Origin of the sequence: Halalkalibacter alkalisediminis, assembly GCF_028610705.1 — a bacterium.
In the GTDB taxonomy this organism is placed as follows: domain Bacteria; phylum Bacillota; class Bacilli; order Bacillales; family Bacillaceae_D; genus Halalkalibacter; species Halalkalibacter alkalisediminis.
Window position 1 is genome coordinate 36119 of the sequence record NZ_JAQQWT010000023.1, and the last position, 14491, is coordinate 50609.

Annotated in this window: 6 protein-coding genes, 1 rRNA gene and 1 pseudogene; 2 read left to right on the forward strand and 6 right to left on the reverse strand. The window is 37.7% G+C overall.

The features are described 5' to 3' along the window. Positions 1-12: 12 nt before the first annotated feature. The 3 genes from PQ474_RS20135 to PQ474_RS20145 are packed head-to-tail and all read right to left on the reverse strand — an operon-like array spanning position 13 to position 5617. Positions 13-2085, reverse strand: coding sequence for a PAS domain S-box protein (locus PQ474_RS20135; protein WP_273847200.1), 2073 nt, complete (start codon positions 2083-2085; stop codon positions 13-15). Beyond that, positions 2012-2821, reverse strand: a complete 810-nt coding sequence (locus tag PQ474_RS20140) for a CheR family methyltransferase (RefSeq protein ID WP_273847202.1) — start codon at positions 2819-2821, stop codon at positions 2012-2014. The genes PQ474_RS20135 and PQ474_RS20140 overlap by 74 nt, the downstream gene beginning before the upstream one ends. A 48-nt stretch (positions 2822-2869) precedes the next feature. Next, the gene (locus PQ474_RS20145) at positions 2870-5617 is read right to left on the reverse strand and encodes a response regulator (RefSeq protein ID WP_273847204.1); all 2748 of its coding nucleotides are present in this window, start codon (positions 5615-5617) and stop codon (positions 2870-2872) included. Between the two features lie 829 nt (positions 5618-6446). Here PQ474_RS20145 and PQ474_RS20150 point away from each other — a divergent pair. Both PQ474_RS20150 and PQ474_RS20155 read left to right on the forward strand, forming a co-directional pair. Further along, the gene (locus tag PQ474_RS20150) at positions 6447-6881 is read left to right on the forward strand and encodes a MarR family winged helix-turn-helix transcriptional regulator (RefSeq protein ID WP_273847205.1); all 435 of its coding nucleotides are present in this window, start codon (positions 6447-6449) and stop codon (positions 6879-6881) included. Between the two features lie 45 nt (positions 6882-6926). Continuing rightward, positions 6927-7157 (forward strand): annotated as a pseudogene (locus PQ474_RS20155) (pyridine nucleotide-disulfide oxidoreductase); the annotation flags it as partial. Positions 7158-7300: 143 nt separating this feature from the next. On the opposite strand, the gene PQ474_RS20160 reads toward PQ474_RS20155, so the two are convergent. The 3 genes from PQ474_RS20160 to PQ474_RS20170 form a co-directional block, all read right to left on the reverse strand. After that, on the reverse strand, positions 7301-8515 hold the full coding sequence (locus tag PQ474_RS20160) for a NupC/NupG family nucleoside CNT transporter (protein ID WP_273847207.1): 1215 nt from the start codon (positions 8513-8515) through the stop codon (positions 7301-7303). 850 nt (positions 8516-9365) lie between these two features. Beyond that, positions 9366-9480: ribosomal RNA gene (gene rrf / locus PQ474_RS20165) — 5S ribosomal RNA — on the reverse strand. A gap of 388 nt (positions 9481-9868) precedes the next feature. Then, a complete protein-coding gene (locus PQ474_RS20170) occupies positions 9869-13783 on the reverse strand; it encodes a gamma-glutamyltransferase (protein ID WP_273847208.1) in 3915 nt (1304 codons plus the stop codon). Between the last annotated feature and the right edge of the window lie 708 nt (positions 13784-14491).

Genomic DNA, 14491 nt, shown 5'->3' on the forward strand with positions numbered 1-14491 from the left:
CCCCTCATTTATTTATTGCAGTTTCATTCGCTTAAAACAAATAGAAAATGTCGTTCCCTTTTTTCCTGTGTCAATATGAATCGTCGCATGATGTCGTTTGGCCACACTGTAGCAAATCGCTAGCCCCAATCCCGTTCCTTCATCCTTCGTAGTAAAAAAAGGTGTACCCATTTTTTCTAATACTTCTGGGGTAATTCCGACACCTTGATCTTTTATTTCTAACACTACTTCTTGTTCATTTGCATATGTCTTAATAGAAAGTTCTCCATTAGAAGACATCGCATCTAGTCCATTTAAGGAGACATTTAAAATGATTTGACGAATTTCCTTTTGATCTAATAAAAGGTCAGGACAAGAATGTAAATTAAGAATCGCATGTTTATTACAACGGAGCGCTTCTGCTTGAATCAGCGGAAATAAACTTTCAATAATCGTGTTTAAATTTTGCATCTTTTTATTACTGACTTTATCCTTCGCTAACGTGAGAAATTCTGTGATAATCGAATTCGCACGATTTAATTCTTGCAACATTAAGTCCACGATCTCAATGGGTAATTCATCACGTTCATTCCTTACCAGTTGCAAAAAGCCATGAACCGTTGTCATAGGATTGCGAATTTCATGAGCGATTCCAGCGGCCATTTCGCCAATTAAATTCAAGCGATCTAAACGAAAGATTTCTTTTTCTAAAACAGCGGTCTCTGTAATATCAGTTAATACAATAAGCACGCATGGCTCAAGATGAACATCAATCGTTTCCGTTGCTAATAGACCTGCTCGAATCTCTCCGCTTTTCGTTTCGTAACTAACCTTCAAATTACGAACAGGTAGGCTTAAATCAACAGAATACCCACTTATTTCCTCCTCTATATTGAGCACACTTATCTTCTCATTTTTGATCTCATCGTAACTATATCCGGTAGTATTTATCCAGCTAGTATTCATATCGATAAAGGACTTTTCATTTAGCGAGTAAATGGCTATTAAATTGGGACTCGATTCAAAAATGGTACGGAACCTCTCTTTAGAAGCAAATAAGAAATCGGCCATTTTTTTTCGCTCCGTAATTTCCTTCTGTAATCTTTCGTTAGCCAATTCAAGATCTAATTTCCGCTCCTCCACTATCTGCTCTAAATTCTGAAATTGCTGCCTTCTCACTTCCTCAATCTGTTTTCTTTCAGTAATATCGCGAATGGTACAGACAAAAATACGTTGTCCTTCAACGGTTACCACCCCTACTTGAATATCAGCTGGAAAGTGAGTTTCATCTTTACGTAAAGCAACAGATTCAACCACTTTTCCAACTGCTTTCTCAATTAAAGAAAAGAGAAAATACGGCGATCCCTGCCCCTCATCTCCCTCAATATTTAAAAAGAGTTTTACCACATGCTGACCAAATAAATCATCGTCCGTATATCCAAACATTTGTGTAGCAGCTGGGTTTACTGAAAGGATGTAGCCTTGTTCATTAAAAGTAACAATCGTGTCCATTAACGTATCAGTAATTGCCTGCGTTAACGCTTCTGACCGACGCAAGTCTAAAGCAGCTCGATCTAACCTTTCGTTCATTTCCTCAAGTTCAACCGTTCGTTCTAATTTATTTTGGAACAATTCTTCCTCATGCTTTTGCTGAATCCTGACAAACTGCTCCATTTTTTGCTTCAAGGTGTCTGGTTGAAACGGCTTAAAAATATAATCGATAGCGCCTACTGAATAGCCATGCTGAACATGTTCATCCTCTTGACTAATAGCTGTAATAAAGATGATAGGAATATCTTTTGTTTTCTCTCTCTTTTTAATGATTTTTGCAAGTTCAAACCCATTAAGGCCCGGCATCTGAACGTCTAATAAGATTACCGCAAAATCTTGTTTAAGCATATACTTTAACGCTTCATTCCCTGACGTTGCGCTAACCAAATTATAGTTGGGAGATGTAAGTACAGCTTCCAACGCTAGTAGATTTTCAGGGTGATCATCGACCATTAATATATTAACTTTTTTGATAGGTGTACTATTTGTATTTACGGTAGAGTTTTTCTTTTGAGTCAATTCCCTCGTAAGAATTTCCATAACTTGTGAATTCAATCCCCTCTCTTTTACCTAATCCAAGAAATCCTCGTAAACTAAGACTTTCATACAATAGTTGATGTACCTTATTTTGCAAATTCTTATTAAAATAGATTAAGACATTTCTGCAGATAATCAGGTCAAACTCATTGATCGATTGATCGGTAACGAGATTATGTTCGGCAAACACCATATTTTTCTTGAGAAAAGGGTGAAAAATCACTTTATCTCCTACTGCCTTATAATATTGTGAAAAAGCCCCTTCTCCGCCAGATTCAAAGTAATTCTTAGTATAGAGCTGCATTCCATCAATCGAACAAGTTCCTTGCTTTGCTTTCTCTAAAATATGAGTATTAATATCCGTTGCATATATTTGTGATTTTTCATAAATACCTTCTTCCTGTAAAAGGATAGCCATAGAATACACTTCCTCGCCAGTCGAACAGCCGACATGCCAGATTCGAATGGATGGATATTCCCTAAGGATTGGGATGACCTTTGTTCGCAAAGACTTAAAGAACAAGGGATCTCGAAACATTTCCGTTACGTTGATCGAGAAGTCAGCAAACAACCTCTCCATCACTTCGGGGTGATGAAGAACCTTCTCCAGTAATGCTGATATAGTGGAGAGCTTCTCATTTCGAAGACGATGCCCGATTCTTCTTTGAAGAAAAGGGAGAGCATAATTCCTGAAATCATAACCATAATAGCGGTAGATTGCTTCAAGTAATAATTCTATTTCAATTTTCTCCAACTCGCTTAATTGACTTTGTATTGCTGATGCGTTCGCGATCTTTGTTCCCTACTTTCTATATAACCAGACTTGTATGAGCGAGAGTAATTGATCCATGTCAATCGGTTTACTAATATAATCGGTTGCTCCAGCTTCTAAACACTCATCACGATTATGTTTCATCGCCTTTGCCGTGACTGCAATAATCGGTAACGTTTTAAAGTCAGGAAGCTTCCGTATTCTCCGGATCGCCTCAAAGCCATCCATCTTCGGCATCATGATGTCCATTAAAATTAAATCAGTATCCGGATTTTCTACTAACTCCTCTATTCCTTCTATGCCATTTTCAGCATAAATGATATCCATTTCGTATTTTTCTAGCGCTGACGTTAGAGCAAAAACATTGCGAGTGTCATCATCGACTATGAGAATTTTTTTATCCTTTAATAACGATAGCTTCTGTTGAATCATACTAACTTCTTCTTCATTCAAGATGTCTTGCTCTTCAATCTCCGACTCTGAAAAAAGGTCTACCTCAAGGCCAGCTGCAACTTCCTGATCATTAACTGATGTATTGTCTACTTTTTCATCTAACTGTAAGTATGGGATCGACAAAATAAATGTACTGCCTTTCCCTTCTTCGCTTTCTATTTCAATAGAGCCACCTAATAAAGAAGCAATTTCTCTGCTAATAGATAAGCCTAATCCCGTACCCCCGTATTGACGACTCGTCGTTCCATCCGCTTGCCTAAACGCATCAAAGATCGTATTTTGCTTTTCTTTCGCTATCCCAATCCCAGTATCACTCACAGAAAATACTAGCAGCTTCTGTTTTGGGTCTGCGTCTGGCATCTGTTTCTCTTGAATCAGTAACGTCACACTTCCATGCTCGGTAAATTTAAATGCATTCGACATTAGATTTTTTAGTATTTGCTGTAACCGATGCTCATCCGTAAAAATTTGTTCCGGTACATTTGACTCCACTTGAATGGAAAGTCCAACGTTCTTCTGTCTAGCAACAGGTGAAAACTGCCGATAGACAAACTGTTGAATACTTTTTGTTTTAACCTCTTTCGGAACCACTTCAAGCTTACCAGATTCTACCTTAGCCAAGTCCAGAATATCATTAATCAAGTGAAGTAAATCATGACCTGAGGAGTAGATGGTGCGAACATATTCCTCTTGTTTAGGAGTAAGATTTTTATTGCTATTCTCCGAAAGAATTTTTGCTAATATTAGTAAACTGTTAAGTGGTGTTCTAAGCTCATGTGACATATTAGCCAGAAATTCTGATTTGTATTGAGAACTTAGTTCTAGCTGCTGTGCTTTTTCTTCTAATGCCTCTCGAACTTTCTCTAACTCTTTTTTCTTTTGCTCAGACGTCTCATATTGCTCTTCAAGCTTCTCATTCGTTGTCCTTAATTCCTCTTGCTGTACTTGAAGTTCTTCTGATTGGGCTTGTAGTTCTTCTGTTAATACTTGAGATTCTTGTAAAAGCTTTTCTGCTTTCACATGGTTCGCGATGCTTACCATCGTAACCCCAATATTACTGATCACTTCTTTTAGTAATTTTACTTGAGACTTACTGAATGAACCAAACGAAGCGATTTCAATAACGCCCAAAACATTCCCTTCGTATTCTACAGGTAAAATAATGCTCGCTTTTGGTGTAGCTATTCCAATACCAGTTTGAATCTTCATAAAACCATCTGGAATCTCATCTAATAGAATCGGACGTTTCTCAATCGCGCATTGTCCAATTAACCCTTGTCCGATTTGGAAAGTTTGTTCAAAGCCCTTCCCTTCTTTAGCTATTGCATACGTAGCACTTCTTTTATAATATTCTTTATCTCCTTCTACTTCTTTTATATAGAAGATTCCCCAGCTGCCCCCAACCATAGGAACTAGTTTCCTTATTACCATTTCAGTCAGCATCTGCACATTTTTAATTTCAGGAAACATGGTAGCAATTTCTGCAATTCTTGTTTTAAGCCAACTCTGCTCTTCTGCCTCCACCTTTAACTCATTCTCAATCTTGCTTTGTTCCTCTAACGTATAAGCCATTTTATTAAAAGCACGAGCAATAGCACCAAATTCATCTTTTGAAGCAATTTTTATCCTAGGTAATGTTGCTACGTCATCATTTTTCACACTCTGCATCACAGCCGTTACATGATTAAGGTTTTTGGTAATGCTTTTAATCACCCATATCGTTAAACTAATGCAAAGCACTAATCCAACAGCTAAATATATGTATATCACTTTAACTGCCCAATTATAGGCATCTCTTGATCTAAAAAGTTCATTTTTCAGCTCTTGCTCTTGTAACCCATGTAGGAGTTCAGTAATTTGAAGCATTCTTTGTCTAGTTAGCTCTGCTTCTTCCCATAACGCAGCTTGTATTTCAATATCTGGTTCTAATCTTTGAATCGTAATAATCTGCTGAGCCAAATCTTGATAAGATTGATGAAGCGTCTTGAACTTCGCAATTAACTCTTGTGACTTTTCCTGAGTGTCCTTTTTCTCTAATGACTCTGTCGCTAGTTTCAGATTAACGTGAGACTCCTCCCAAGCATTTAATACAGATTTATTAATCGTTCCCGTAGAGTCCGTTGTCGTCTCTTTCAGCTGCCGACCAATATTAGCCGTCTCATACTTAATATCTGCACTCATATCGATGCGTTCATTTAACTCTTGAACTAGAACATGCATATTTACCGTAGATTGTTCTAGTAAATTAAGTAAAACAACAACTATAATGGCAATGATTATAAGAATGGAACCTAAACTAGTATAAAGCTTCGTTCTAAATTTCATAATGCCTCCGTCTACATAAAAGTATATTTTTATAGTAACTAACTTTTTTACAGCGTTTTTTTAATTTTCTGCAAATTTTAAATAAAAAAATAGGAACAGCACATACCGACATTTTTTTCAAATGACTCCCTTAATATCTTACTGCAAATCATGGAAAATCGCTACCTAATATTAGGTTTTATAAAGAATCTCGTTATCTCTTGTCATAAATATATATTATTCTGTTGATGAAAATGCCCCTATTGAATTTGCTCAGCTACCTCCGACTTCATAAAGAACGAGGTAACTAGTTTGTTCACTCACGAATATGCTTGTTTGAGTTACGATTATTCGTTATGTCAATCGCTATAAATATTGCTGAACTTGTGAATAAGTGGCTGGTATCGATAAAATTGGATAAGTCGCAATATTTTTTGGAGCGCGATTTAAATCGGGAAAATCACCTTTAAAAATAAAAACTCACAAATATAGGTGGGCTTTTGCGCCCTATACGTCTAATTACACCAATTCTTTTTGAAAAATACCTCGATAAGCATGGCTTATTTATAGTAAGAACAAAATTCATTTTTACATTTTTTGACAACCCAAAAAGCACTCCTCAACGGAATGCTTTCGATACGTCTGGCAACGTCCTACTCTCACAGAGGGAGTCCCCAACTAACACCGCAGCTCCACGTGTCGTCAGGTATCTCATGCATGTCTCCTACTCGTATTCTGACATTCTTCACTTATACCTAAGTAGCAATCACATTTGACGCAACCATACAATTTAATTATACTAAAATCATCATAAAAGTATGTATAGCAACTAATTGCGAGGTGTCCTTTATTGAAATTAGCGTTTCAAGACTATATCAGTATTAAATTACATAAAACGGATTTAATTCTGACCAGTTGTGTAAAAGCCAAACTCGAACCTTTTAACCTTGCACCAGAGCAAAATATGATTATGATGCTTCTTTGGGAACAGGACGGATTATATCAACATCAAATTGTTTGCAGGTTAGAAAAGGATAAGACAAACATTGCAAGAATGGCTTCAAGCCTTGAGAAAAAAGGGTTTATTAAAAGAAGTCATTGCCAAGATGACCGACGCTCCCTAAAACTCTATCTTACTCCATGTGGAAAAAAACTTGGTGAAGAAATCATTCCAATTGCTGAAAACTTTAATGAGGTCGTCTGCAAAGGTATTTCAAAAGAGGAACTTCTACAAATGGAAAGGTTGCTTGAGAAAATGAATAAAAATGTACAGGAGTTCCTATAATTTAATCGTACTAGTAACTCTTATACAAATGTACCTTGAGCACTCCTGCCTAAAAAAATTGGCTTAACCTTAACGGCTGGAACCGAGCTTAGAATTAAAACGATTATTAAAGTAGATAACATGGCCGAACGAGCAAAGATGGCATCTGGGCTGCTACTACGATAGCAGGCGTAAGCGTACATACAATAGTGACCGATGGAATTGGTGCAGCTGTTGCCATTAATATTATTAGTGAATTAAAATGGAGAGCGTTATGTGGATCACGCGACATTCTAAAGTAATAACCTAACAGGACGGCTATTACGCTGTCCTGTTTTTATAGCAAATCCCTACATGTTCAACCACTACCGTCCTTTCTAAGAGACATCTTAACATTCTCCTAAGAGGCCATTCTTTTTTCTTATCCTCTTTTCCCTTCATTAAAACAACATTCCAGCAATTGATGCACTTAATAACGACGCAAGCACGCCTGCGACAACAGCCTTCATCCCAAGTTTAGCGATATCTGTTCTTCGACTTGGCGCTAACTTTCCTAAACCACCTAGTAAAATTGCCACCGATGAAATATTTGCAAATCCACATAATGCAAAACTAATGACTGCAACCGTTTTTTCAGAAAGCTCTCCTATCTGTGGTGCGAACGATGCATAAGCAACAAATTCATTTAGAACGATTTTTTGACCAATAAGTCCCCCTGCTATTACAGCTTCATGCCAAGGAACTCCAATTGCAAACGCAAGCGGGGCGAACAAGTACCCAAGAATCAACTCTAGGGTTAACGTTGGAAAATTAAACCAACCACCGATCGCACCTAATATTCCATTAATTAACGCGATTAACGCAATAAAAGCCAAAAGCATTGCCCCAATGTTCAAAGCTAACGTTAATCCAACACTAGCCCCACGCGCAGCCGCGTCAATCACATTGGCTGACTCCATATCTCTATCAACCATAACCTTATCTGACGTCAAAGATTGCTCCGTCTCTGGCATAATCATCTTTGCCATAATTAATCCAGCAGGTGCTGCCATGAAACTTGCTGCAAGTAAGTACTCTAACGGAACCCCAAGTAATGAATAACCGATTAGAACCGAACCGGCAACAGATGCTAGTCCCCCCGTCATAACAGCAAATAATTCAGATTTCGTCATTTTTTCAAGATAAGGTCGTACCACTAGAGGCGCTTCCGTTTGTCCGACAAAAATATTTGCAGCGGCAGACATCGATTCCGTACTACTCGTCTTAAGAAGTTTAGATAAAACCCCACCTAGAATTTGAATCACTTTTTGCATGACACCTATATAATATAAAACTGCAATCAGAGCTGAAAAGAAGATAATAATACTCAATACCTGTATCGCAAAAATAAACCCTATCCCTTCGGCCTCAAATAATCCACCAAACAAAAAGCCGATTCCTTCGTTCGCATAATCAATGATAGCTGAGATCCCTAAGGTTAACCATTGTAAAAACGCAAACCCAGTCTCCCACTTCAACACAATAATAGCAAACCCAATTTGAATAACCAATCCACCTAGAATCGTTTGTAAATTAATCGCCTTTTTATCACTAGAAAAAAGAAAGGCAACCGCAAAGATTGTCAGTATTCCAAAAATACCCCAAATTATATTCATCTACTATTCCTCTCTTTCATCACTAAAGAATTCAGTGAAGCATACCTTTTAGTATTCGCTCTTACTCGTCGTAAAGCTGACCCTTTTGTAAGTAATTCACCCTTAGTATGGTTTAATACGAATGAAATAATCGAAAAAATTCCCATGCCGTGAGATTGTTTAAACATCTGAAAAATTAGACTTAAAAAAGGAAGTTTACTGTGAAGTAGGCTTCCTTAATTATTAGTGTAGAATGATGTGCAAAATCGGTAAGCACGTATGTCGAAATAAGTTTATAATTTTATCAAAGTTATACTATAATACCTTTAAGATAAGGAAATAGATTGGCATAGATGAGGATATTCCACGGTTTCTTGATACCTAATAGTTAAATTTAAGAACTACAGTTCAATGATAGAAGCTCGAGGAAGATCATATTTGTACTAATAAATTTCAAGCGGAAGCCTTCATAGTGAGAAGTTATTTGCTGGTCATATGCGCTTAATCACATGGATGTCCGTTTCGTTATCATTAACTCTTTGAACTACATCTTTCAAGATAACTTCCTGTTCTGTATTATGACTTACTTATGAGGAGAGAACATCAAGCTTTTTACTCACTAGTTCAAGATCCTGTTTCTCGAGATCCTTCTTGGAACCCACATTCTCGAGGTCTTTCTTACTAACCACTCTCAACTTGGTAACCATACTTCACATTGAACTCTATTAGATCTAATACAATTGCTAACAATTATGTAATGATAATAATTCAAATCTATATAATAACAAATTTCACACTAAAAAAAGAAAGTATTAATGTTTATACTAACCAAAAACAGAAAAAGCATCCCTCAACGGAATGCTTTCAATTTGCCTGGCAACGTCCTACTCTCACAGGGGGAATCCCCCAACTACCATCGGTGCAAAAGAGCTTAACGACCGTGTTCGGCATGGGAACGGGTGTGGCCTCTTCGCTATTGCATCAGACTAGTATATAAGGTATTTTCTAGAAAATACCGTGAACATCGGATTCTCAATAGAGTATCTTAGTACACATTTGAGATGGCTCTCTAAAACTAGATAATGCAAAATAGAAACATATCAAGAATAGTTTGGATAAGTCCTCGACCGATTAGTATCTGTCACCTCCACACAGACCATTCACTAAAGGCACTACAGTACTTTCATTCAAGAATATATAAAAGAGCTATTCTTCAATTGATTATGATGAGCTTCTAATATATTATTTAAGACTAAAATTAGGTTTCAATCCAACACAATTTAAGAATACCTCTATCGTTATCCGGAAAAAAGTAAAGAAAGGATACATAATTAGGCATCCTTTCTCTGCCTCCATTAGCAAAACAGAACTACTTTATTGAATATGCATCACAGCTCCATTCCTTAAATAAAAATTCTCTTCGCTTCCTTTCTCTTCAAAAACAATCCCATCTGCTGTTGTTTTTGTTTTTTTCTCTGGTCTTGGTATTGGTTGTGGCTTCTTTGGTCCAACAGGTGTTGGTTTTGTTTCTTCTTCCAAATTAAATGCCATCGCACTTCCTCCTCCACGACGAACGGCTTCTGCTACAGCCTGCTTTTCTCCGTTTTCGGCGAATGCAATTCCATTAAAGGAGCCAATTCCATGAGTAAGGTCAGAAACATCAAATTTATGACCTAGTGCAAGAAGTTCTTTGTATTCTTGTGAGTCTCTAAACCATTCTTCTATAAGTGTTCGACCATGAATTCGATTTTCTTGTGATAGCCTTGCTGACTCTACTGCTGCCGGTAAACTCATGCCACGATCTAAATGAAGTAACAGGACGAGTGACACGGTTGTTGGAATTGTCAGTCCACCTGGAGACCCCCCCGCAAAAACAGGCTTTCCATCTTTCATTATGATTGTTGGTGACATTGTACTTAATGGCTTCATAAGGTTTGCAGCCGCATTCGGTTCTCCTTCATCTGCCGCTAAACGTGTACGGTTTCCGAGTACATTGTTAAGCATAAAGCCATAACCGGGTACAACAATTCCACTACCTGCAACACTTGTTATGGTACTAGTATGAGCTACAATGTTTCCATATTGATCAGCGACAGTTACGTTAATCGTCTCTCCTTCATTATTAATCTCTGTTGTGTCATCTGTTGCTTCAAGAATCTCATGAATACTGATTTCTCCAATACTAAATGCCCCACCGGCATTGTCTGTAAATTCATAAGCACTTATTAAGAATCTACCTTCCTCTAAAAACGGGTCATCCTCATCTGTATAAACTAAATTCCAATCATACGGTTCACCTTCAGTAGAATTCCATATTTTTACATATAGTTGATTGTCAACGATTCTAGCTCTTAGCATTTGCTCTTCATTAGAACGCGGATAATCAAAGCGGGCAATCTCACTTTGCTCTCCATTTATCGCTTTGTGAATTCGAATGTTGTTAAACCCTGATTTTATCTCTACACTATAACCATTTTTTGGAACAGTATTTGAATCCCACTCATCACCACGTAGCCATAAACGTAGCGTTCGACTACTTCCGATTTCATCGATTTTGTAACGCAATAAAAGTTCTTTATTTTTTACTGCAAGCATATCCGGAATCACTCTGGCATAATCATGCTGATTTTCACCTAAGTCGATACGTCCAAAACCATCTCCACTTTCTTCAACGATCGAATTTCTCGTTTCAACAGAAAAAATATCCTCATTCCAACTACTTGCAGCATTACCTGTAAATTCGTAAGTAAATCTAGGTTCAAAAACAAAATCTTCCTCCACTGGGTTTTCTTGAACGGTTTCGTCCGTTTCCGCAACTAAAATCTTGCCTAAACGAACTTCAGCACCACTACTCCCAAACTCATATGCACCAATCATTAATCTACCTGAGCGATCAACGGAATTATCGGTGGTTACAAATGTCCAGTCTGTTGGTTCTGCATCTTTTTTGTCCCAGATCTTTACAGAGATTTGATTATCAATCACTTTAAATCGAAGCATTTGTTCTTCTTCTGTCCCTTTATAATCGATATCTTGGAACCACGTATTAGATCCGTTTACTGCTTTTACTAATCGAATCCGGTTTTGCCCCGGTCGAATATCTACTCCAAAGCCGTTAACAGGTGATATAGTTGTGCTAACCGTATCTGCTCTAAGCCAAATTCGCAAGTGAGGATTTGAATTTGTCTCTAGATCTGTAAACTGGAAAGGAATCTGTAATTCTTGATTTTTAGTAAGTTTCATATCCGCAATTACATTAGCAAACGCCGTATTAACTGGAATATCCATTCTTCCAGTTCCTTCACCTGTCAATTCCATTGTTGCATCTCTTGTGCTCATTGAAATAAACTTTGTAGCGTCCCACAGATCACCTGCATCGCCAACAAAATTATAAGAAAAACCTGATTCCAACTCTGTTTTTTCATCTGTCTCTTCCACAACAATTGGACCTACTTCAAACGCCCCACCTTCAGTTACATCTGAAAGTTCAACTGTACTAATAAGCAGTCGTCCTGCTCCTGTCACAGAGTCATCTTCTTGGACCAAGTTCCATCTATTTGGTTCAGCTTGATCATCATTCCAAACTTTAATAGAAATTTGGTCATCCACAATTTTAAACCGTAACCACTGTAGATCATTTGTTCTTTCATGATCAAATTTAGCAATAATGGTACCTGAACCATCCACTCGATTAATCAATTGGATTTCATCAGTACCAGATTTAATTTCGACAGCATACCCATTATAAGGACTTGACGTCATATTAAATCCATCACCACGTAGCCAAAATCGCAGACGGCGATCCCCATCAAACCCATCGATCCGAAACGGAACAAGGAGTTCTTGATCCTCAGACCAAATCATTTCTGATATAGCTCGCCCAGCTGAATTTCTTCTTGCTCCGATTTCGATACGTCCAAAACCATTTCCATTAAGAGTATAGGACGTATCATAAGCAGAGCTTACAAAAAGTTTAGATTTATCCCACTCTTTCCCTGTCTTCCCCTCAAAATCATATGAAAATCCAGGTTCTAAATCAGGTAAAGGGTTCGGCTCGTAAGTTGGGTCTTCAAATAACCAAGGATCTCCATAAGCCCTTTCACCAATTAATGCTGTTTCACCTATGCTTTGACGAAGTTGCTCTGCGTATTTTTTTGAAATAATTCCATCGACTGGTACGTCCACATGCTCAGGATCACCATGATATTTCCGATAATCCGCAAAAGCAAATCGTGAAGCCTCTAAATAATTATGAAGAAATTCTGAGTGTGACATGTTTGATAAATCATATCCTTCAAGGATGTTTAGCATCTGACCTATCATTAACCCTCCACTAGATACAAGCGGCATGCCATAATAATCATAGCCTCGATAGGTGGTATGAACCGGCTTTCCAGTGTCAGTTCGATACTTTGCAATATCATCCATTGTCATATGCCCAGCAAATGGTAAAGGTACATCTAGTTCCCACTCCACTTCAGGGTTCTCAATGTATGGGGGATTCGTAACAGCATTAACGATCGCTTCTCCAATCTCTCCATTATAAAAAACCTCACTACCATGTTTACTAATTAACTTAAAAGTACGTGCTAAATCCGGATTCTTTATGATCGTTCCTGGCACAGGAACGTTTCCATCTTCAGTTAAATAAATGCTTCTAGAAGATTCGTATATACGTAAACGGTATTTGTTTTCAGAGATCTCTCTTATAATATCTTCATCTGCAATAAACCCCTCTTTTGCATGTTTAATAGCTGGAGCAAGAACCTCTTTAAACGTTAAATTACCGTAAGCCTCCAAAGCCTCTTCCCATGCTTTTACGGCACCTGGTACCCCGACTGACATGCCACTACTTAATCTAGTAAGCTGTGGAATTACATTCCCATCTTCATCTTCAAAGGAGGTAATATCAAATGAGTCTGGTGACATGGATCGATGCGTAAGCGTAACAACTTCATCTTTTTCAGCAAGGTAAATATTCATCATCCCACCGCCACCTACTCCTCCTGCAAATGGACGGACTAAATTCTGAACCGCATGCGCTGCTATCGCTGCATCAATAGCATTCCCTCCTTGTTCCATAATCTCTTTAGCAGCTTGGGAAGCTAAAGGATGCTCTGTTGCAACAGCTCCACCTGTCCCTGTTGCAGTCGGTTCTTGTTCATACCATTTGTTCTCAAAATTCGGATCAGGAACATAGCCTGAAGCATACCCAATCCTAAAACTAGGTAAAAGTAGAGAGATACATAGTAAAACACAAAACATCCGCTTAACTCTTTTTTTATTCATATTAGCCTCCTTTGGATATAGGTTTTTACTATTTTCAATAAATACCCTACTCCCTACTCCCTCCTCCCCTGTTAGAGTTTGTTAAATTTAAAATATTCTAATTATTCTAATATTAACATAAATTTACATGGGAATTTAAAGAAATTTTGTGGTTATTGTAGAATGAGTAGTTTGGAGGAGGCTGGCCGAATCAGAAATCTCTTCTACCCTTTCTTTTCATAATACGCAAAAAAAGCATTCCACAATTGGAATGCTCAGTCTGTCGAGAAAGTCTCGGCAGCTATTATTAAAATTTATGATACAAGATATAGTGGCTATAGGCTTTTTCAAAAAAGTTGCATGTTCTTCTATATAGTAAGTTTCAAGCTCTTCCTAATTTATGTATATCAAAAAAAGCATTCCTGCCTTGCTCTAAGGAAGATTGCTTCGTTAGCAACCGCTCGTAGACACAGGAGCAAAAGCTTTTAAAAAAATGGAGCGTTTTGAGTCCTCTCAAAATTGAAGAAAGGCCAAAAAGTTCTGCGCATCTATTTCAGGAAGATAAATCTCTGCTCTTCAGCAGTGAGAATTAATACTTTAACAGCTTACTCTTGTTCAAATCAATATTTTTCTTGATTACTGGTAATGAATGGTGCGGGTGAAGGGAGTCGAACCCCCACGTCATAAGACACTAGATCCTAAGTCTAGCGCGTCTGCCAATTCCGCCAC

What these genes read in the sequence shown, in the direction of transcription:
- PQ474_RS20145 (WP_273847204.1), bottom strand. Translation starts at nt 5,617, where the DNA reads ATGAAATTTAGAACGAAGCTTTATACTAGTTTAGGTTCCATTCTTATA.
- PQ474_RS20160 (WP_273847207.1), bottom strand. Translation starts at nt 8,515, where the DNA reads ATGAATATAATTTGGGGTATTTTTGGAATACTGACAATCTTTGCGGTT.
- PQ474_RS20170 (WP_273847208.1), bottom strand. Translation starts at nt 13,783, where the DNA reads ATGAATAAAAAAAGAGTTAAGCGGATGTTTTGTGTTTTACTATGTATC.